Source organism: Aliiglaciecola lipolytica E3 (assembly GCF_000314975.1).
GTDB classification, from domain to species: Bacteria; Pseudomonadota; Gammaproteobacteria; order Enterobacterales; family Alteromonadaceae; genus Aliiglaciecola; species Aliiglaciecola lipolytica.
On record NZ_BAEN01000035.1, the window covers coordinates 213,830 to 235,964 of the forward strand.

Sequence of the window (22,135 nt, forward strand, 5' to 3'; positions counted from 1 at the left end):
ACGAATCGTCGCTCTCAAGAAAAAATAACATTGGAGTATTTACCTATGTTTAATTATCCAAGAGCATTATTAAAAATGATGCTTGTTACTATCGCACTGGTACTTGCCGGTTGCGGTGGCGCAGACGTGAAATCTGGTAACAATAAATTGTTAACCTGTAGTGTACCTAATGTGCCGAATTCAACAGGAACTGAATGTGTGGCGCCGCCTCCAATTCAATGTGATGCGCCTACAGTACCAAATGAAACCAATGATGCCTGTGTAGTAGGCGCTGATCCTACGGCTCCTGCACCTGTCGTCACACCAACCGCTGATCAAGCCGTGTTGTATTACAACCGCGCGGCAGTGGGAGCGGATAACTCCTCAAATGACCCGTCTTATGAAGGTTATCGTTTGCATACATGGAATAACGATGCATGTAGCGCTTACGCCGACTCAGATACAGATTGGGCAAACGGTCGAGTACATGATGGTGTTGATCCAAACTATGGCGCTTACTGGATTGTTGATTTAATTGCAGGTTATGCAGGTACTCCGGGAGCTTGCGGAAATTTCATTATCCACATTGGCACTGACGATGCTGGAAAAGAAATGGGCGGTGGTGACAAAAGAATGCCACTGTCTCAAGATGACCCTGATTTCGCTCGTATGAACTTTACCTTTTCAGGCGAAGAAACCGTATTTGAATTCCCAATTGTTTCTCTCGGTCCACAGCCAGTTAAAATTGAAGGACAAGCAGCACATTGGTTAGATATGAATACGTTGCTCTGGGATGCGGGTGATGCAGTTGCTACGGTTAAATTACATTATTCTGCCGACGCTGATTTGGTCGCTTCTTTAGAAGACGGACTTAATGGTACTGCTTTAGATTTAATGGAAACCGACCTAACTGATGAACAAATGGCGATTGCGCCTCATCTTTCTGGTTTAACTGCCTTTTATGGTGATTGGACTGTAGACGACGCGAAAGCCGTGTTTAAAACGCAAGCCGTTTTAGCGGGATATAACGCAGATGGTTTATTAGTCGCTGCCACAGGCATTCAAATGGCCAATGCGATTGACCAAGTCTATACCACAGGTGAAGATGATGCCGATGAAGCTATGCTGGGTCCTATCTATGATGGCGATTCTATCACTGCAGCTGTTTGGGCACCAACCGCGCAAAATGTGCAGCTTAAACTTTACAATACTGACAAAACGTTAGCGTCTACTATTCCTATGACAGTCAATGCCGATTCTGGTGTTTGGTCTTACACTGGGGGTATGGAACTAGACCGTCAATTGTATCGTTTTGAAGTAACGGTTTATCATCCTAAGGCAGATGGTATACAGGTTCTAAATGTGACAGACCCGTATTCTGTTAGTCTTTCCACTAACAGTCGATTCTCACAGTTTGTGAATCTAATGGATGAAGATCTTAAACCTGAAGGTTGGGATTCACACGATATACCTACTATCGAAAATTTTGAAGACGCAGTGATTTACGAAGGTCACATACGTGATTTTAGTGTGCGCGATGAAAGTACCTCAGCAGCGAATCGTGGGAAGTATCTTGCCTTTACAGAAGACGGTAGTGTGCCTGTAGAACATCTGCGTAAATTAGCAGAAACAGGTGTTACTCACTTTCATATTCTACCTGCTAACGATATAGCTTCAATCGAAGAAGATACCAGTAAAGTGGTTGATTTAAACAGCACATTTGCTGATCTTTGTAAATTGAATGCAAATGACGATATTTGTCAGGACAACTCTATTAGTGATGATATGACCCTGTTAGCCTTGTATCAAAGCTATGGTGTTGGTGAAGAGGTTAAAGCTCAAGAGTTGTTGCAAGCAATGCGTAACCATGACCAATTTAATTGGGGTTACGATCCATTCCATTTCAATGCTCCTGAAGGAAGTTATTCTTCTGATGCTGAAGGTGTCGCGCGAATTAAAGAAATGCGTGCAATGAATATGGCTTTGCATGGTTTAGGGCTGCGAGTTGCACTTGACGTTGTTTACAACCATACCAATGCATCCGAATTAAGTACTAAGTCAGTGCTGGATAAAGTGGTACCCGGTTACTATCACAGATATGCAGTTGATACTGGTGCAATTATTCGCGAAACCTGTTGCGATGATACTGAACCACGTAATGTGATGATGGAAAAATTAATGAAAGATTCGCTTACGTTGTGGGCATCTGAATATAAATTTGATTCATTCCGTTTCGATATCATGAGTCAGGCAACAAAAGATTCAATGGTGCGTTTATTTGAAGCAGTTAAAGCTGTTGATGAAGATACCTATTTCTATGGTGAAGGTTGGACAAAAGAAGACCGAGGCTACGAGCAAGCAAATCAGTCCAATATGGCAGGCACCGAAATCGGTACATTCAATGACCGAATTCGCGAAGCGGTGCGTCAGGGTAATATCTTTGCTCGTGAAGCCAGCAATGCATCAATGAGCGATCAGGATCGTGTGAAAATGTCGTTGGCTGGAACGTTAACTGATTATGTTTTAGAGGATTTTAACGGTGTTGCTTCAACTACGAGTAGTATTGGTGGTTATGCCCAAGATCCTGCGGATATCATTAACTACGTGTCAAAACATGATAATGAATCCTTGTGGGATCAATTCCAATACACGTTGCCGGTAGATCTTACTTTAGCGCAGCGCGTACGTGCTCAAAACGTCGGTGCAACCATACCATTAATGTCACAAGGTATTCCTTTCTTGCAGATGGGCGGGGATTTCTTACGCTCAAAATCAATGGATCGTAATACCTATGATGCAGGTGATTGGTTTAATTACGTTGATTTTACTATGCAGACCAATAATTGGAATGTTGGATTGCCACTAGCGCAAGATAATCAAGGTAACTGGGAATTGATTCATGCTTATTTCACTGCACCTGAGCGCGCAGCAAGCATGACTGAAATCGAATTCGCTTCAGCTATTTTTGATGAAATGCTGTTAATACGTACGGCTAGTCCGTTGTTTCGACTGACTACTGCTGAGCAGATTATTGACCGCTTAGGTTTCCATAACATTGGTCGCCGTCAAACTAATGGTTTAATAGTGATGAGTATCGATGATGGTGTCTCAGCGGATGCTGAAATGCCTAGAGCGGATTTGGATCCGATGCTTGATGCATTGGTTGTCGTGATCAACACAAGCTATGAAGAACAGAGCCATTCAGTACCAACTGCAGCAGGTTTTGAATTACATAGTACTCAAATGTCTTCTACCGATCCGGTCGTTAGAGGGGCTTATTTCACTGCCGGTGAAGGCGAGGGGACATTCACTGTGCCTGCACTAACAACGGCTGTGTTTGTGAAACCTCAAATGGGAGCACAAGGTGAAGGTCTATCAGCGTATGCAACGTCTGGTGCGCCCGATGTAGTGCCTTACGGAAGTACCACAGTATTTGTACGTGGTGGCTTTAACGATTGGGGTGAAAGCAACGCGATGGAATATGCCGGTGATGGCATTTACGAAGCGGTTATCGAAGTATCCGCTGGTTCATATGAGTTTAAAGTGGCTTCAGCAGATTGGTCGACAGTTGACTTTGGCTCTGCAGATCAAGTGGTTGTATTGGACGAAGAGAAAACCTTAAGCAGAGGCGGTTCAAATCTACAATTAACCCTTACTGAAGATGCAACCCTGAAGTTTGTGATCGACGCAAGTGATACAGAAGCGCCGATATTTAGTGTAGACAACGAAGAACCTTTCTTTGGTACAACAGTATTCGTACGCGGCGGTATGAATGGCTGGGGTGAAGCGGATCCAATGTCATATGAAGTGGGAGGCATATACACAGCTAAATTAGACGTGACTGCCGGTTCTTACGAGTTCAAAGTGGCTTCAGCTGACTGGTCGACTGTCGATTATGGTAGCGCAGATGCGGATAATTCAATCTCGGTAGGTGAAGAGAAGTTTGTGACCTCCGGAGGCGGTAATCTAGCCATCGATATTGCGACTGATGGTGAGTATAGCTTTATCTTCAATGCGGGCAATCTAGATGAACCTACAGTTTCTGTGTTCTCCGCCCAGTTCTTTGGCGATACTCCCGTGTTTATTCGTGGCGGAATGAACGGTTGGGGAGAGGTAGATGAAGTTAACTATGATGGTGGTGGAGAGTATTCGACGCAAATTAGTATCGATGCTGGAAGTTACGAATTCAAAGTTGCCTCAGCTGATTGGTCTACCTTTAACCTTGGTGGAGCCGAAGATGGCGTGACTGCCGAATTAGATACTCCTGTTGGCATGGTACAAAATGGTAGTAATTTACTGTTAGATATTCCTGCTACGGGAACGTATGAATTCAAAGTAACCGGACCAAACCCGAATGAGGCGGAAGTCACAGTTACTGCAGTTGAATAATTTAATATCTTGAACTTAGCCGCTCTTTTAGAGCGGCTTTTTTATTTGTGCTACAGTCGTAGCCACAATTTAATAACCATCATCGTAAACGTTGATTTCACCTATGTTTAAACATCCCTATAGAAAACTTAGTTTCTATTTCATTGCACTAACAATACCTTTAGTTGTTTTATTGGGGCTTGAATGGGGACTGCGTGCGATAAATTATCATCCGGAACCTGAATTATTTATTCAAGCCGATGAAATGCCGGGCTACATGAAACCTAATCTGGACGTTGTTCAGCGTTTTTTTCCATCTGCTGAAATGGCACCCAATGTAAGTCCTGATAGTCAATACTTTTTGCAACAGCCTCCTAAAGACACCTTACGTATAGTTGTGCAAGGGGGATCGACCGCCGCAGGATTTCCCTATGGGAGATGGGGCTCATTATCTGGAATGCTGCAGCAACAATTTAAGCGTTTATATCCAGAAAAACACATCGAAGTCATCAACACGGCAATGGCGTCGGTAAACTCTTACACCTTGTTGGATTTTGTAGATGAAATTATTGCGATTAAACCTGACATAGTTCTAATTTATGCAGGACATAATGAATATTTAGGCATTATGGGAGTAGGTTCGGCCTATGCTTCACGAGGAGGAAGGGCAGCAAACCTAGTATATTTAAAGTTCAAGGATCTAAAAATATATCGCTTAGTTGAATCCATTTATTATGCTTTATTTACGCAAGACGCAGAGGAAAAAGATACATCACAGCTTGATGATCGTACCTTGATGGCTCAGATGGCAAAAAACAAAAATATTCCATTCAATAGTGAAGCGTATCAGTTAGGAATTGAGCAGTTTGAAGGCAATATGGAGCTGATTCTGGATAAATATCGTCACGCGAATATTCCAGTCATACTTGGCGATTTGGTCAGTAACCAAAAAGATTTAATTCCTTTTAGTGCGTTAAACGATGTCAGTCCTAGCATGCTACAGGAAATTGAAAATGCCCCTTTTTCACAATGGCAGAGCAATATCATTAAGCTCCAAAAAGATATCAAGGCGGGACCTGCTGATAAGCTGGCAGGGCGCAATTTTTTATTGGGCCAAAACTTACTTAAAAATAAACAATTTAAATTAGCACAATCCGCGTTTGTGCAAGCAACAGACTTTGACGCTTTGCGTTTTCGAGCACCTTCAGAATTTAATCGGGTAATTGCTCAGTTGAGCCAACAGCAAGGTGTTTATTTGGCCAGTGTGCAAGACGCGTTCGCAAAAGACAGCGAGAATGGGATCATAGGAAACCAGCACATGTTGGAACATTTGCATCCCACAGTCCGTGGGTATTTCGTTTTATCGACCGCTTATTTGCAAGCGTTGCTTGATAACAACTTACTTCCTGGCCTGACAAATTTATATATACAAGATAGCTGGGCATCGCAGCCTGTTAGTTTAGCAGATGCTGCTTATGGAGAATTTAAAATCGCTAACCTTGTGGCTGATTATCCGTTTACTTTAAGTCCTATAAAAGTCGAATTACCCTCTGCCAATTCATTGGAAAATCAAGCTTTGGTTGAGCGCGTTAAGGGCAAAGATTGGTTGTCAGTGAATCAAACGCTGTTTGAAGGTTATCAACAACAAAACAACGTTGAGCAGGCAGCCTTAGTTGCAGGATTAATGGCAGATGCAATTCCTAATAACCCACAACTAACCTTCATTGCAGGTATGTTATTTAAACGGAAAAATGACCTTCCTCTGTCAATTCACCATTTACATCGAGCAATTAATCTAGAGCCGAATAATATTCAAGCCAGATTATCGTTAGCGCAGAATTATTATTTAACTCAACAGCCTGAAAAAAGTCTTAACCAATTGAATGCAGTGAAACGAATTGCGCCTAATCATCCGGATGTTGACCGGTTTTTGCATTTAGTCTCGCAGTTGAAAGTGTCGCAGCAAAATCAATGAAGTTATCAATTTTGTAACGCCCATTTTTGCCGCTGATGATATGTTGAAGCGCGCTTTTTTTGTCCTAATGTTTCAAGTAATTCAGCTGCTTTATTATTTGCTTCGAAATTGTAGGGAAGGGCATCTGCAATTATGAGTTGGGTTTTGAGTAATTGTTGTATGTTATTTTCATTCATATAACCTTGCTGGCTTTTTTGAACCATGTTCAGCCAGTCATTTTTCTTTTCAAATAGATCAAGTCCTAATTGTTGCTCCCAATTTTGTGGCGCAGGAAGTGTTAACTGTGTACGATTTTTAACAAATGGAAAATCCGTTTTTAATTGCAGTATTTTAGCGAATCCAAAATACTCTTCGGCGGGTAATAATAACTTTTGTTGCCATGCTTGTTGAGGTTCGACATTTTGCCACTCGGAAAATATTTTCGCGTTTTTTATGCCTTGATAAAAAGCATCAGACAATAAGAAGTACCCCTCTACATTGGGATGCAAATGTTCCAACATGAGATTGTTGCCAACGATGCCGTGTTTTGAGCGCAGTTCAAATCTTTTCTGGGCATCAATGATAACGGCGTCATATTTTAACGCTTTGGCGAGTATTATTTTGTTTATCGCTTCGGGGGCTCTAAATCGCAGAAGGTCATGATCTTTGGCAAGTAATAAATGTTTTTTAGCGTTTTTTGCGTCATTCAGAGAATAAAAAATCCGGCCGAGCTGGAAATTAGCAAAGGCATTTTGACTTTCTTCCACTGTTTTTGACACTTGTAACAGACGTTGTTGAACTTGTTTTCCCTGCTTAATACTTTCGATAAGCTGCTCGAGTGACAAGCGAATATTCTCTGGCATGGGAGCACTGGAAAATGGGGCTTGATCTAATAGATTACTGGTTAATGTCGAGATAAAGACAGGTATGTTTGCCCAGCGATATTTTTCCAATATGAGGTCTAAATTACCAGAGAACTGGTCGAGTCCTGCATGGTATAAATCAGATTCGAACGGAATAGATTTATGTTTTGCAACTTTGGCCATAAAAGTATTCGAATGACCTTGTTGGCTATTTGAGGTTTCATCACGATCAGTATGTTTAACGTCGTGATAAATATTTTGCATTAATTGGAAGATACGCAAATTTTTAAGGGTTAAGAATAGTAGAGTCGATGACCGAGAATTTGCGGCAGTATAATTTGAGCCAACACCTAAAATGCCTAAAAATTCATTGTGGCCCATGTAAATAAGCACGGCATCTGGTTGCTGCTCGATAATTTCATCAACCATATCAAGATTAGTATAAGAATTTACAGCCGCTAATGAGGTATTAACGGTTTCAACATAATGGTTAGGAAAGGTTTGTTTTAGTCGTGGATCTAACATACCGGCAATGGATGCACCAAAACCATACGGGAATCCGGCAGCGGTTGAGCCACCTTGAACGACAAACCTTATACCATTTTGCGGTTTTTGAGCACGGAAAAAGTTAGCTTCAATACTGACAGAAGGAACATCTCCATTCCTGGGGAAATAGCGTTTTACAATATCAGGACGAGGCAGTTTATAGGCAGTATCTGCGGGGTTTTCGATGAACAAAGGATAGCTTTGGCCGTAATTGGCTAGTCTCAACGAATACTCCAATATGACGAAAAATAGAATTGGGATACACAGCGCAATTATTCTAAACAGCCAAACCTTCATTTTTCACCTTTTGAAACAATCAAAATACAACCTTGTTAACCTATAGTAAGGCTACCATGCGTTCAAGTTTGCATTCGTATTCATTGATTAAAAATACTGATTTTTAGGCTGTTTAACGGTTTAATGACTTATTTGTTAGAATCGATTCAACTGGATTGTTTTTAATTTTAAACGTTAGGATGTCGTCACTTAATGAAACGAATTCTTGGTATATCTGCTTACTATCACGACAGTGCGGCTGCACTGATTATTGATGGTAAAGTCATTGCTGCTGCGCAAGAAGAACGTTTTACTCGTATTAAGCACGATCCAAGTTTTCCAAAACTCGCTATTCAGTTTTGCTTAAAGACAGCGAATTGCCAATTAGAAGAGCTAGACGCGATAATATTTTATGACAAACCTATGCTTAAATTTGAGCGTTTGTTAGAAACCTATTTAGCTCACGCTCCACGAGGATTCTTATCGTTTTTAAACGCTATGCCAATTTGGTTGAAAGAAAAGCTGTATTTAAAAAGCGTGCTACGACAGGAGTTACGAGATTTAATCTTTGCACGACGTAGTGAAGTAAATGCTACGACAATAGGGTACGAAAGAAAGCAAGAAAAACGCCCTAAATTACCGCAATTACTCTTTAGTGAACATCATCACTCTCATGCAGCTTCGGCGTTCTACCCTAGTCCTTTTGATAAGGCTGTGGTGTTATGTCTAGATGGTGTGGGAGAGTGGGCCACGTCTTCAGCTTGGTTAGGGGAAAACGCAAGTTTAAAACCCTTGTGGGAAATTCAATTTCCCCACTCATTAGGACTCCTATATTCAGCGTTTACCTATTATTGTGGTTTTAAGGTCAATTCTGGAGAATACAAACTCATGGGGTTAGCACCCTATGGTGAGCCTAAATATGTCGAGCAAATCTTAGAGCATTTAGTTGAAGTAAATGAAGATGGTAGCTTCGCCTTAAATATGACGTATTTTGATTATCCAGCAGGTGAGCGCATGACAAACGCTAAGTTTGATGCCTTATTTGGCGGCCCTGCAAAAGACGCTGATACTCAGATTACCCAAAAAGAAATGGATTTAGCCCGTTCTATCCAAGAAGTAACGGAAAAAATTGTATTAAAAATCGCACATTACGCCTATGCGCAAACGAAGTGTGAAAACCTGTGTTTAGCGGGAGGGGTTGCACTCAATTGTGTGGCGAATGGTCGTATTTTGCGTGAAGGGCCTTTCAAGCAGATTTGGATTCAACCAGCCGCTGGTGATGCGGGCGGTGCACTTGGATGTGGCTTAATTGCCTATCATGAGTATTTTGACGAACCTCGTAAAGTTAGCCCTAATCTAGATGGCATGTCTGGGACTTATTTAGGTCCGAAGTTTGACGATAAAGACGTACAATCCTATCTACAGCAAGAAAATATCTCTTTCGAGCAATGTACTGATGAAAATTTATTTGATTTGGTTGCCAAAAAACTAGATCAGGGGAATGTGATAGGTTGGTTCCAGGGGGCGATGGAATTTGGCCCAAGGGCCTTAGGAAACCGATCTATTTTGGGTGATCCGCGCAATCAGACTATGCAAAGTGTCATGAATTTGAAAATTAAACAACGGGAATCGTTTAGGCCATTTGCCCCCGTTGTTTTGTTTGAAGATGTGGATGACTATTTTGACCTTGAGGTGGCAAGTCCATACATGTTGTTGGTTGCTCAGGTCAAAAAAGATATTCGCATTCAACAAGGGCAGTCCAACACTTTCGGTTTAGACAAATTAAATCAAGCACGCTCTACTATTCCGGCTGTGACCCATGTAGATTATTCCGCTAGGGTACAAACCGTAGAACAACAAACGAATCCACGATTGCATAAATTAATCAGCCAATTTAAAGCGCTAACAGGCACATCTGTGCTGATCAATACGTCGTTTAATGTACGAGGAGAACCGCCAGTTTGCACACCCGCCGATGCGTTGAGATGTTTTTGGGCTACCGATATGGATATGTTAGTGATTGAAAATTGCGTGTTATATAAATCACAACAACAGCAAAAGCATATTCAAAATGCGAAAAAAATAACGTTTGCAAAAGATTAAATTTAGAGGCTTTTTGTATTGAATACTCAGGTTCTTGACCATGCTTAAATTGCTAAAAAGAAAAGACATTCACGGCTTAAGAGAGTTCTCTGTGACTATGATGTGGGTTTTTCCATTGGTATTTATGTTATTTTTGCCGTGGGTATTCGAGCGTTCAATACCTTGGTGGCCAGCCGCTTTTTCAGGCTGTTTGGCTATTTTATATTTTGTTTATCCAAAAGGTTTGTATTTCCCTTATCGTGGGTGGATGGCGATCGCAGGCGTTTTGGGTTGGGTAAACACCCGTCTGATTTTAGGCTTAGCATTTTTTGCTTTAATTTTGCCAATTGGACTAGTGCTGCGGTTATTTGGAAAGCTTCAATATCAAACAAAGCCGGATAAAAATAAAAGCTTTTGGCAAAAAAGCCATGATGGCAAAACAGCAAAAAATTTAGAGGAGCCATTTTAGTGGTCGAGTTTCTACAAGATTTATGGGCTTTTTTAAGAGTCCGTAAAAAAATATGGTTAATGCCGATTATTTTAGTGTTGGCTTTATTGGGTGCACTGGTTGTGGCAACACAACAATCTTCATTAGCGACTTTTATTTATACTTTGTTCTAATGCTTTATTGTGAGTTAAAAATTGGTTTGCACATTGCTTAATGTAGCGGCTAATTTCTTGAGTATTCACTTCATGGCTAGGCGCATTAACTGCGCCTAAATTTCCAAAACGACCGTAGCCTGCAAGCAAACAATGCCAAGAGACAGCTGGATAATAATGCTGAATATTCTGCCGTTGAATTTCTTGACTTAAATCAGCACCTTTATCCCAACAGTCTAAAATTAATTGTAATGAATCGGATAGGTGGTTATTTTCTGCGTTGTCCAGCCAATATTGACTGTCGGTGCGGGAGCTAACTTTGTAATGACAGACAATATAGTCACGAATTCCCTCGAATTTAGCGCTAATCCGTTGATTAAATTCGTGTTGATGTTGGGTTGTAAATCTGCCTGCTTCAAAAGCCGATATAAAGCTTTCAATGGTGTCTTGTACTAAATGCAGGGCAGTGGCTTCTAAAGGCTCAATAAAACCTTGTGATAAGCCCACAGCAAGACAGTTTTTATGCCAATGTTCGCTTACTTGTCCAACCCGCATTTTCAAATGCTTCGCTTGTATATCACTATCAAGTAAACCTAAATTACGTCTGAGTTCTGTTTCTGCCTGTTCGCTGTTGATATAGTCGTTACTATACACGTAGCCGTTACCGATGCGGTTAGTGAGTGGTATTTGCCATTTCCAGCCATTGGATAATGCGGAGGCTTTGGTTTGCACGGCGATTACTTCACTTTGCTTGCTAGGCATGGCTACTGCGGCATTGTTAAACAAGTTACTTGTAAACTCTTTAGAGTCTGTTGTAAAAGTTTGCTAGTAAATCCTGAACAATCAACAAACCAGTTGGCACTAAACGTTTCACCCTGATCGGACATAAGGTGCGCAATATCACCACTTAAATGTTGTTCAACATGTTCAATTTTAGCTGTTACATGAGTCACACCTTGTTTTATCGCGAAATCTTTAAGAAAACTCCCAAGTAGGGCTGAATCAAAATGATAGCCATAATTTATTCTAATAGGAGAATGACCCTTAGGTTTAGGACTCAAATTATTTTTTGATAAATGTGCCGCAAGAAAGTACTGGTTAGGGTGACTGTCGACCTGATGACCTTGGCGTCTAAGGTGGCAATTAATTAAAAAGCCACCTGCTGTTTGTCGGTCAGGCAAAGAAGGAAAAGGGTGGAAATAATTATCGTATCCTTGCTGTTGTGACCAACCATCGAAACTGATTCCGTTTTTATAAGTGGCATTACATTTAGGCATCCATTGAGATTCTGAAATTCCCAAAATACTAAAAAAATTACGCAGGTGGGGCGTCGAACCTTCCCCTACACCAATAATGCCGATTTCAGGTGATTCGATCAGGGTAATATTAAATCCGAACTTACCTAATGCGTGCTGTAGTAAATTGGCGCACATCCAACCGGCCGTTCCGCCACCTAAAATTATTATAGATTTATTCACTATTTTACATTTGCCAAGTTGCATCTAAATCACAAAAAGAATGCTATCACTGCTGCAACGATTAACAAAGCGTGCAAGCGCTAGCGAAATAAGAAGTTATGCTGAATACGTATGCAACAATTTGTTAACAATATCTACTGGGATTAATATCAGAGCTCGGAAAAATGATACATACGAAAATGGAAACAATCAGCTTCCAAGTATATGTATTCAAGGACTATTTATGATTAAACGCTTGAGTTTTGCTTTATTCTACACGTTAATGGTATTCGAGTTTTTAACTGGCCAGTCGGATGCTCATGCTGCCGAGACCAAAAAAACGGATTTGATTGAGCATTTAGAGCCGGCATTTTGGTGGGTTGGAATGCATCACCCTGAATTACAAATACTCGTTCATGGTGACAATCTTGGCTTAACACGTCCGCAAATTCAATATCCTGGGATTAGTGTGAAAAGCGTTGAGCGTACAGATAACCCTAACTACCTATTCATTAACCTCAGCATAGCCAAAAACACCGAAGCGGGAAGGTTTGATATTCAGTTCTTTGCGGAAAATAGGTTACTGACAAGTTTCCAGTATCAACTCAAGTCACGAAAAGCAAATTCTGCTAAGCGTGAAGGGTTTGGCAGTAAAGACGTAATTTATTTAATAACGCCTGACAGGTTTGCCAACGGCGATCCAAACAACGATTCAATAACAACATTAAAAGAACAGCAGAATAGAAACAAAGTAGGAGGCCGACATGGCGGTGACTTGCAGGGCATTCTTGCGAATTTAGATTACATTGAAGACATGGGATTTACCCAGATTTGGACCATGCCAATCATGCTCAATGACATGCCAAACTATTCTTATCATGGTTATTCAACCACAGATTATTATCAAGTTGATCCACGCTTCGGATCTAATGCGTTATATGCTGAGTTGTCTCAACGTGCAGCAAAACGAGGAATTGGCATCATTCAAGATGTGATACTAAATCATATCGGTTCTGAACATTGGTGGATGAATGATAAACCTAGTCAAGATTGGATAAACAACGATGGAAAATTTTCACCAACTAGCCATCGTCGCGAAGCGTTACACGATCCTCACGCCGTTGAAAGCGATGTAACAGGTTTTAATGACGGTTGGTTTGTGCCGACCATGCCAGATTTAAATCAAAAAAATCCATTGCTTGCCAATTATCTAATTCAAAATTCGATTTGGTGGATTGAGTATGCAAACTTATCAGGTTTAAGAGTGGATACCTATTCATACTCTGACATGGCATTTTTGTCAGACTGGACAAAAAGAGTGATGCTTGAATATCCAAATTTGAATATTGTCGGCGAAGAGTGGTCGGTCAATCCCGCTATCGTTTCTTTTTGGCAGCAAGGTAGTGAGCGTCATAGCGATTATCAATCATGGTTACCCAGCGTTATGGATTTCCCTACGCAAGCAAACTTGATTAAAGCACTTACAGGTCTCGAAACATGGTCAACGGGGCTATTAAAATTATACGAAACATTGACCAATGATTTTCTATATGGCGATCCGTATAACTTAGTGGTTTTTGCAGACAACCATGACATGAGCCGAATTTATTCTCAATTAAACGAGAACGAAGCACTGTTTAAAATGGCGATGACATACATATTAACAACCAGAGGGATTCCTCAGGTTTTTTATGGTACCGAAGTATTAATGGCGAATCGAGGCACAGATGACCATGGTGTCATTCGCTCTGATTTTCCCGGTGGTTGGCAAGGAGATAAGGTCAATGCGTTTACCCGAGTTGGATTGACTAAGTCGCAATTAGAAATACAAACATTATTTAAAACACTGCTTAACTGGCGTAAAACAAGTTCAGCGATCACCGAAGGTAAATTAAAACACTATGCGCCGCAAAATGGTGTTTATGTCTATTTTCGCTATACGCAAAAACAAACGGTCATGGTGATTTTAAACAAAAATGACAAGTCCATGGAGTTATCGCTAGGTCGTTTTTCAGAAATGCTTGGTAATGCAAAACAAGGAACGGATATTTTGCGCAAAACTGAAGTTGCACTCACTGACAAAGTTAAGCTTGAGTCGATGAGTGCAACAATATTAGAACTTCGATAATATGATTATTTATGACCACAAGATTGGCGTTGTACAACTTCAACTTGCATCGATTGGTGGGTGATTTGTTCACCATTTATCAATGCCAGCAAACTTGTAACAAGCAATTCACCGGCACGAATAGTATCTTGTGCAACAGTGGTTAACGCTGGATTTGTGAAGCGCGAAACAGGAATGTTGTCGTAACCCACAACCGCTATATCGTCAGGGATTCGCTTGCCAAGATCTTTACATGCTTGCATTACGCCTATCGCGATTAAATCGCTTGCACAGCAAATTGCATCAATCTCAGCGTGTTGGCTTATCAAGGATTTGGCAGCGTCATAGCCTGAATTTTCGGTGGAAAATGCTTCCACTTGGTAATGCTTATTAATTTTAAGCCCTGCTTCTGAAATGGCTTTGCAATGACCTAAATAACGCGCTTGAAATTCAGGCGCATGGTCATCAGCTCCCCCTACGAAAGCAAAGGTTTTACGACCGGTACTAATTAAATGCTGAGTAATATCGAATCCACCTTGGAAATTATCACAACCAATTGATAAGCCCGGATGATTTTTGTCTTCCGCTCCCCATCTCACAAAGTGGGTTTGTTGTTCTTCCAATTGGGATAATTTGTCCTGATAATCAACAAAGTCACCGTAGCCGAGCAAAATTATGCCATCAGCTTTGTTGGTATCTTCAAATTCGGCATGCCAATCATCACTCATATTTTGAAATGAAATTAGCAAATCGTATCCCGCTAAAGAACTGGCTTTGGTGATACTGCCTATCATCGATAAAAAAAACGGATTTATTAGCGAGTCGTCTGTGGTTAAGTCTTCAAACAACAAGAGGGCTAATGTTCTACTTTGTTGTTGGCGTAAATTACTCGCATTTTTATCAACTTTGTAATTTAATTCAGCCGCAATTGCTTTGACTCTATCACGGGTTTCCTGATTAACCAGAGGGCTGTCTCTTAAGGCTCTGGACACGGTTGATTGAGACACTCCGGCTAAGTGGGCAATATCAAATGATGTCGCTTTTACTTTCATAATGATGGCTTTACTGCTTATATAACGATTTTGTTTAGACAAAGAACTTACTTTTCTTACGTTTATACACGAGCTTTAGACTTAAATCTTTATAATTTTATTTGCTTAAAAGCATTTTGCCGCGAGAGCAAAGTGCTATAATGCGTTCTTTTTTCGTTTCAGATACACGTGTTACAGGGGATTTAATTAATGGCCGAGACAGACATTCGTCCGACCAACTTTATACGTCAAATTATTGATAAAGACTTGCAAGCAGGTCTACATCAACGAATACATACGCGTTTTCCACCAGAACCCAATGGATATTTACATATTGGCCATGCGAAATCGATTTGTCTTAATTTTGGTATAGCACAAGATTATCAAGGTACGTGTAATCTTAGATTTGATGATACCAATCCTGATAAAGAAGATATCGACTTCGTCAACTCCATAAAAAATGATGTGCAGTGGTTAGGGTTTGAATGGGAAGGTGAAGCGCGCTATTCATCAAATTATTTTGATCAGTTACATGCGTATGCAAAACAATTGATAGAGAAAGGATTGGCTTATGTCGATTTCTCTACTCAAGAAGCGATGCGTGAAATGCGCGGAACCTTGACGCAACCGGGCCAAAACAGTCCTTATCGCGATACGTCAGTGGAGCAGAATATAGCTGAATTTAACAAAATGACCGCTGGTGAGTACACCGAAGGGCATTGTGTCTTACGTGCTAAGATTGATATGACTTCTGCATTTATGTGTATGCGTGATCCTGTCATTTATCGCGTTAAATTTGCTCATCACCATCAAACAGGCGATAAATGGTGTGTATATCCAATGTATGATTTTACCCATTGTATTTCTGATGCAATTGAGGGGATTACACATTCTCTATGTACATTAGAGTTTCAAGATAACCGTCGCTTGTATGATTGGGTTATCGACAATATCGATATTGAATCACAACCTCGTCAATACGAATTCTCAAGGCTCAACCTTGAATATACTGTGCTTAGTAAACGCAAATTGATTCAATTGGTAGACGAAAAGTTTGTTGAAGGTTGGGATGATCCTCGAATGCCTACCATTGCTGGTTTGCGAAGAAGAGGATACACCCCAGGTTCAGTGCGTGAATTTTGTAAACGCATTGGCGTTACGAAAATGGATAACATGGTTGAAATGAGCATGTTAGAAGCCTGTATCCGTGACGATTTAAATGAAAATGCAAATCGCGCAATGGCAGTGTTAGATCCAGTTAAAATCGTTATTGAAAATTACCCTCAAGACCAAGTCGAAGAGCTTAACGCAGCTAATCATCCTAATGATGAGGCTAAAGGTACACGTATTCTGCCATTTACGCGTGAAATCTGGATTGAAGCTGAAGACTTTAGAGAAGAAGCTAATAAAAAGTTTAAACGATTAGTATTAGGCAAAGAAGTTCGTTTACGTAATGCTTACGTGATCAAAGCGGAACGAATTGAGAAAAATGAAGCGGGTGACGTTACCACCATTTTCTGTAGTTACGATGCTGATACTTTGGGTAAAGATCCTGCTGATGGACGTAAAGTGAAAGGAGTCATTCACTGGGTTAGTGCTACCAAAGGATTGCCAGCAGAGATCAGGCTTTATGATCGTTTGTTTACGGTACCTAATCCAGCCGCAGAAGAAAATTTTGTTGAAAGTATTAATCCTGATTCACTAGTTGTGAAGAGCGGGTGGGTTGAACCAAGTTTACAAAATGCTGAAGTTAATCTGCCGGTGCAATTTGAACGTACAGGATATTTCTGTAAAGACAAAAATAGCGACGCTTCAAACTTAGTGTTTAATCGTACGGTTGGATTAAGAGATACTTGGGCGAAAATGGGTGAATAATAATGTAGTGCGGCTTTAATCAGCCGCACTTACCATTTAAAAGCTTAAAAGATTATATTTTAAAGTTTATGATTTAGGTTGAGCAGCAAAGGTATTGCCATTTTCTTTACTGCTTTCATCTGACATTAAATATAAGTAAAGAGGCATAATTTCTTGAGGGGTTTTCAAGGTACTTGCATCTTCCGCAGGAAACGCTTTAGCGCGCATTGAAGTACGCGTTGCGCCGGGGTTAATACAGTTAAATCGGATAGAAGTTTCAGCGTATTCATCTGCCAAAACTTGCATCATGCCTTCAGTTGCAAACTTAGAAATAGAATAACTTCCCCAGTACGCACGGCCTTGGCTACCAACCGTTGATGTTGTAAAAATAACAGACGCATTTGGGGCTAGTTCAAGAGGTTTTAATAAGGCTTGAGTCATTAAGAACTGACTTGTGACATTGACCTGCATGACCTGATTAAAAATATCTTCATCTATTTGTTTAAAAGGTTCTAAATGTCCAAGAATACTGGCATTTTGTAATAACCCATCTAATTTACCAAACTGATTAGTGATGGTATCGGCCATATCTTGGTAGTGCTTTTTAGTTGCACCTTGCATATCTAACGGAACGATAGCGGGTTCTGGAAAACCTGCATTGACAATTTCATCATATACAGACTCCAATTTTTTCACTGTTCGCCCAAGTAAAATCACCGTTGCTCCGTATTTAGCAAATTCGATAGCAGCCGTTTTGCCAATACCCGATCCGGCACCAGTTATTAAAATTGTTTTGTTTTGAAGGGCGTTTTTAGCGGGAACAAATTTGAGCATTTTAAAGGTTATTTTTGAAAAAAAGATGGCTAATTCTATCATTTAGACGCTTTCTGATATATTAATTTTTGCAATCATTTTGCTAACACTAAACTTAACCAACTGAATTTTATTATTAATTATAATTTAGCAAGTACCTCTAACTGTCATTCAACCCACCTAACAAAATTTTAACAAACCTATTTGCAAAAAAGTAACAAAGCCAATACTATGGAGGTAATGACAACTGGTCATACTTGTTAAATTTGGGTGTGGTTAACCTTTACACAAAGGTTGCTTAAAAAACACTCTTTTTACAGGTGTATCAATGATTTAACCGTATTTGGGAGAAATAATGAAAAAACTGTTAATCAGCACAAGTATCGCTGCAGTGTTTGTGCTCGCTGGTTGCGGTAGTGGCGACGAACTGAAACAAATTCAACAAGACACAACAAAAACAGTTCCTGCTTCGCGTATTGTATTTGACCCCTCCAATGGTCTATTGAATGTCCCGAGTGACCTATTTTTCGCCTTAGTGGAACAAAGTGATGACGGCACCTTAGAAATGCCTGATGAAATTGCTGGTCAAGCAGGGGGGGGTACACCAGATTTTGGAAATCCTTCAGCTGCATTGGGGGCATTGGATGGTTGGTCAACACAACATCCATTTACCTTTTCAACATCGCACCCTGATGGTGTAACACTTGATGCATCTGCCGGAGCACCCGGTGCTGTGCGTATTTTTGAAGGCGCAATAGGTGGCGATTTAAATGATCCTGACTGTACTACTGCACCACCTATTAGTGGGTGTAAAGTAGGGGCTGAGCTAACCTTTGGTGTCGATTTTATTACTCAAGCTTCGGGTAATGATGTGGCAATAGTACCGCTTAAGCCGCTAAAAGAATCCACATCGTATTATGTGGTTGTGACGGACAAACTGACTGCTGGCGGACAACCGTTGAAACCGTCGTCGACTTACGAGTTAGTTAGACAAGATATTACGTCGTTACCATTGGCAACAGAATCACAGTTGGCGCTTCAAGGTATTATTAATTCCTATGAGGCAGTATTAACCAGTCAAGCAGGACTGAGCCAAGACGAAATTATTTTTAGTTACACGTTTACAACTCAATCCACTACGCAAATTATTAATACCGTAAAACAACTTCAAATCGCACCATTTGCGCAAGCGTTACAAGCAGGAGCTTCGCCTGAAGTCGCTGCTCAATATTTACCAGCGATTGTTGCTAGTGAAGGAGTTGCAGATACCTCTTTTGATATTTTGGCACCGTCATTGTTAGGTAGCGATCAATTAGCTGCGCTTACGGCAGTGGGCTTAAATACTTGTGATGGTATGATTGCTGCAATTTCAAATCCTGAATCGCCGCTATTCCCTACCGCTGCGAGTGTGTTTCCACAAGTCGGAGCCTTTTGCGCTGCCGATTTAAAATCAGGCACCATCAATTTACCGTACTACAGTGATCCTGTTGATCCGTTAAACGGTCGTTGGAAGGCAGCTTGTACTAATGGTTTAGCATTGCAAACCATAGGCGGCGAGCAAATTGGAGCTTTACTAGCTAACGGTACAATTACGGCTGGCCCTAATAATGAACTGTGTCAGGCGGCTTCTGGCGGCCAACTGCTTGATTTAGATCTGACAAACCTAGGGATTAACGATTTACGTCACGTAACCCGTTATAGTCCGATTCCCGCACGTCAAGGTTCTAATGACGACGGTACTGAAACATTAGCTGTGCAAGTAACTGTGCCAGATCCTGCTGTTGTTGCTGTATTAGCCGCGCTTCCAGGTTCAGGTGTATCTCCTATCACTAAACCCGATGGAGGCTGGCCTGTTGTAATATTGCAGCACGGAATTACCTCTAAGAAAGAAGACTTCTTAGCGGTAACTGGCGCATTGTCTGTAGCTGGATATGCCACTGTGGCAATCGATCACCCATTGCATGGAAGTCGTGGCTTTACAGTTGATGGACAGATTGTGAATACATCCACAGGATTTGGTGGCTCGACTACTGATTACTTAAACTTAGCCTCTTTGCTTACGACGCGTGACAACAATCGTCAAAGTATTGTAGATGCTATGGGATTGCGTCTTGGCCTTAACGCAGTTGTAGATTTAACTGGCGGTTCGGTCGATTTAGACGCTAGTAAAGTTTCATATATTGGTCAGAGCTTAGGTTCAATTACCGGAATTCCTACGGTCGCAACATCTAACCAGTCATTTGGGGAAACAAACCCATTGTCTGCATTTGATTCTATGTATGCATTCGATACCGCAGTATTCAATGTGCCAGGTGGCGGAACAGGTGGTTTCCTAATCGAATCTCCAAGCTTTAGTAATTTGATTAAGGGGTCGTTGTTAGCTTCTTCTTCAGCTGAGTTCCAGGCATTCTTGGTAAACTATGCAACTGAAAATCAAATTCCTGCAGATCAGGCGATTGTACCTGCATTTATTGCGTACGAAGCTCAACTTGACGCAGCCGGTTTAGCGACGATTAATGCGACGTTTGCAAGCTTTGTATTTGCAGCACAAACAATTACAGATGCTGCTGATCCAAATAACTTCGCGGCAATGTTGGCAAGTAATTCTAGCTTTATGTTCCAAGAAGTAATTGGTGGTGGTACAAATGATGACGGTTCGACAGCGTTACCGGATCAAGTTATCCCCAACACCACTGAAAACTCATCTACCTTTGCTGGTACGGAACCATTAGCAAGCTTTGCTGGCTTATCGGGTGTATCAAGTACAACGCCGGGTAATGGATTGGTGCGCTTTATAGCTGGAGCACATTCTAGTTTGTTGAGTCCTTCGCCTAGTGCTGCAGTCACCACAGAAATGCAAAGGCAAGCTGCTGCATTCTTGGCAACGGGTGGCACAATTGTCGTAACGGATTCTACGGTAGTGGCAAACTAACCTGTAAGTTTTTAAAAAGCCAAGTCTTGGACTTGGCTTTTTTTTGTCTAGAATTTTGTCATCAGATAGATAATTTATTTCATAATTGTCTTTTACATTAACGTGAACTATTGATTTGACTTGTAAAAATGCTTTTAATCTCACAAAGTGTCCCCACATAGAGGGATTAGGCTGTGATTAGTTTTCAGCTTTTTTCATAAACAATTAATCATAAAATTTGATATTCGTATCAAGATAAAGGAGTAACGCTTGGAATTTTTATTTCAATATGGTTTGTTTGTAGCCAAGGCTGTCACCATTGTGATTGCGATTCTGCTAACAGTAGGCGGAATAGTTGCGCTTGCATCTAAGCAAAAACCGGGGAGTGGACATTTAGAAATAAAATCCATGACTGATCAATTTGAAGAGTTAAAGCATCACGCGCAACAACTCCTTTTGAGCAAAGAACAACTTAAGAAAAAACAAAAAGAACAGAAGAAAGCGGATAAAGCGGATAAAAAGAAAGACAAAGCAGATGATAAATCTAATCTGTTTGTGGTCGACTTTAAAGGCTCAATGGATGCCCATGAAGTAGATAGTTTACGCGAAGAAATTACCGCGATTTTATGTACTGCACAAGAGCAGGATGAAGTGTTAGTTCGCTTGGAAAGTGGTGGCGGAGTAGTACATGGATATGGACTTGCTGCATCACAATTACAACGCTTAAAAGATAAAAATATTCATTTGACTGCTGCTGTTGATAAAGTGGCTGCAAGTGGTGGTTATATGATGGCATGTGTTGCTGACAAAGTGTTAAGTGCGAAATTTGCGATCATAGGGTCTATCGGTGTTATTGCACAAATGCCCAACTTCAATAAAGTATTAAAGAAAAACGACATTGAGTTTGAGCAGCATACCGCTGGTGATTTTAAGCGCACATTAACCTTGTTTGGAGAGAATACCGATCAAGGTAGAGAGAAATTTAAACAAGAACTAGAAGAAGTCCACGTTATGTTTAAGGATTTCGTTTCTTCCCATCGCAGTGAGTTGGATATTGATAAAGTCGCGACCGGAGAGTATTGGTATGGCAGCCGAGCTCAAGAATTAGGTTTAGTCGACGTTATTCAAACCTCTGATGACTTTTTACTTAGTAAATTAGACAGTCATAAAATCTATTCAGTTAAATATAGTAAGAAAAAAGGCATTGCCGAAAAGTTGGGTAAAGCGGCATCCACTGGGATTGAATCTGCTTTTGTGAAGTTATGGTCAAAAAGTCAGACGTTGTTCAAATAAT

At 40.7% G+C, this 22,135-nt stretch carries 12 protein-coding genes and 1 pseudogene; 9 read left to right on the forward strand and 4 right to left on the reverse strand.

What is annotated here, in order from left to right:
• The first annotated feature begins 45 nt into the window (after window positions 1–45).
• Together GLIP_RS08065 and GLIP_RS08070 are read left to right on the forward strand one after the other, a co-directional pair.
• On the forward strand, window positions 46–4,368 hold the full coding sequence (locus tag GLIP_RS08065; protein ID WP_040522406.1) for an alpha-1,6-glucosidase domain-containing protein: 4,323 nt from the start codon (window positions 46–48) through the stop codon (window positions 4,366–4,368).
• A gap of 103 nt (window positions 4,369–4,471) precedes the next feature.
• The gene (locus tag GLIP_RS08070; protein ID WP_008844117.1) at window positions 4,472–6,322 is read left to right on the forward strand and encodes a GSCFA domain-containing protein; all 1,851 of its coding nucleotides are present in this window, start codon (window positions 4,472–4,474) and stop codon (window positions 6,320–6,322) included.
• A 5-nt stretch (window positions 6,323–6,327) separates the two neighbouring features.
• On the opposite strand, the gene GLIP_RS08075 is transcribed toward GLIP_RS08070, so the two are convergent.
• On the reverse strand, window positions 6,328–7,935 hold the full coding sequence (locus tag GLIP_RS08075; RefSeq protein WP_052154952.1) for an SGNH/GDSL hydrolase family protein: 1,608 nt from the start codon (window positions 7,933–7,935) through the stop codon (window positions 6,328–6,330).
• Between the two features lie 264 nt (window positions 7,936–8,199).
• Here GLIP_RS08075 and GLIP_RS08080 point away from each other — a divergent pair, with 264 nt between their 5' ends.
• The 3 genes from GLIP_RS08080 to GLIP_RS22460 are packed head-to-tail and all read left to right on the forward strand — an operon-like array spanning window position 8,200 to window position 10,689.
• On the forward strand, window positions 8,200–10,089 hold the full coding sequence (locus GLIP_RS08080) for a carbamoyltransferase family protein (protein WP_008844119.1): 1,890 nt from the start codon (window positions 8,200–8,202) through the stop codon (window positions 10,087–10,089).
• A gap of 40 nt (window positions 10,090–10,129) precedes the next feature.
• Window positions 10,130–10,537, forward strand: a complete 408-nt coding sequence (locus tag GLIP_RS08085; protein WP_008844120.1) for an SxtJ family membrane protein — start codon at window positions 10,130–10,132, stop codon at window positions 10,535–10,537.
• Window positions 10,537–10,689 carry a DUF5989 family protein gene (locus GLIP_RS22460; protein WP_008844121.1) on the forward strand — a complete coding sequence of 51 codons (153 nt, stop codon included), beginning with the start codon at window positions 10,537–10,539 and terminating at the stop codon, window positions 10,687–10,689. The genes GLIP_RS08085 and GLIP_RS22460 overlap by 1 nt, the downstream gene beginning before the upstream one ends.
• Here GLIP_RS22460 and GLIP_RS22480 read toward each other — a convergent pair.
• A pseudogene (locus GLIP_RS22480) lies at window positions 10,660–12,170 on the reverse strand (tryptophan halogenase family protein). The gene GLIP_RS22460 and the pseudogene GLIP_RS22480 overlap by 30 nt on opposite strands.
• Window positions 12,171–12,369: 199 nt before the next feature.
• On the opposite strand from GLIP_RS22480, the gene GLIP_RS08095 reads away from it, so the two are divergent.
• Complete coding sequence (locus GLIP_RS08095) at window positions 12,370–14,253, forward strand: glycoside hydrolase family 13 protein (RefSeq protein WP_008844122.1); 1,884 nt, start codon at window positions 12,370–12,372, stop codon at window positions 14,251–14,253.
• Between the two features lie 5 nt (window positions 14,254–14,258).
• Here GLIP_RS08095 and GLIP_RS08100 read toward each other — a convergent pair whose 3' ends face one another.
• Window positions 14,259–15,284: a LacI family DNA-binding transcriptional regulator gene (locus tag GLIP_RS08100; RefSeq protein ID WP_008844123.1), complete on the reverse strand. Its 1,026-nt coding sequence runs from the start codon at window positions 15,282–15,284 to the stop codon at window positions 14,259–14,261.
• 189 nt (window positions 15,285–15,473) lie between these two features.
• Here GLIP_RS08100 and glnS point away from each other — a divergent pair, with 189 nt between their 5' ends.
• Entirely contained in the window at window positions 15,474–17,138 is a 1,665-nt protein-coding gene (gene glnS, locus GLIP_RS08105) for a glutamine--tRNA ligase (protein ID WP_008844124.1), read from the forward strand.
• A 66-nt stretch (window positions 17,139–17,204) separates the two neighbouring features.
• On the opposite strand, the gene GLIP_RS08110 is transcribed toward glnS, so the two are convergent.
• Window positions 17,205–17,951: a YciK family oxidoreductase gene (locus GLIP_RS08110; protein ID WP_040522410.1), complete on the reverse strand. Its 747-nt coding sequence runs from the start codon at window positions 17,949–17,951 to the stop codon at window positions 17,205–17,207.
• A 334-nt stretch (window positions 17,952–18,285) separates the two neighbouring features.
• Between GLIP_RS08110 and GLIP_RS08115 the strand changes: the two genes are divergently transcribed.
• Both GLIP_RS08115 and sohB read left to right on the forward strand, forming a co-directional pair.
• Complete coding sequence (locus GLIP_RS08115) at window positions 18,286–20,862, forward strand: VolA/Pla-1 family phospholipase (protein ID WP_008844126.1); 2,577 nt, start codon at window positions 18,286–18,288, stop codon at window positions 20,860–20,862.
• Between the two features lie 249 nt (window positions 20,863–21,111).
• Complete coding sequence (gene sohB, locus GLIP_RS08120; protein ID WP_008844127.1) at window positions 21,112–22,134, forward strand: protease SohB; 1,023 nt, start codon at window positions 21,112–21,114, stop codon at window positions 22,132–22,134.
• Window position 22,135 lies beyond the last annotated feature (1 nt).

Bases quoted from the DNA above. Each gene is read 5' to 3' on its own strand.
- GLIP_RS08095 (WP_008844122.1), top strand. From the start codon at position 12,370: ATGATTAAACGCTTGAGTTTTGCTTTATTCTACACGTTAATGGTATTC.
- GLIP_RS08110 (WP_040522410.1), bottom strand. From the start codon at position 17,951: ATGCTCAAATTTGTTCCCGCTAAAAACGCCCTTCAAAACAAAACAATT.
- glnS (WP_008844124.1), top strand. From the start codon at position 15,474: ATGGCCGAGACAGACATTCGTCCGACCAACTTTATACGTCAAATTATT.
- GLIP_RS08070 (WP_008844117.1), top strand. From the start codon at position 4,472: ATGTTTAAACATCCCTATAGAAAACTTAGTTTCTATTTCATTGCACTA.
- GLIP_RS08085 (WP_008844120.1), top strand. From the start codon at position 10,130: ATGCTTAAATTGCTAAAAAGAAAAGACATTCACGGCTTAAGAGAGTTC.
- GLIP_RS08100 (WP_008844123.1), bottom strand. From the start codon at position 15,284: ATGAAAGTAAAAGCGACATCATTTGATATTGCCCACTTAGCCGGAGTG.
- GLIP_RS08065 (WP_040522406.1), top strand. From the start codon at position 46: ATGTTTAATTATCCAAGAGCATTATTAAAAATGATGCTTGTTACTATC.
- GLIP_RS08115 (WP_008844126.1), top strand. From the start codon at position 18,286: ATGAAAAAACTGTTAATCAGCACAAGTATCGCTGCAGTGTTTGTGCTC.
- GLIP_RS08080 (WP_008844119.1), top strand. From the start codon at position 8,200: ATGAAACGAATTCTTGGTATATCTGCTTACTATCACGACAGTGCGGCT.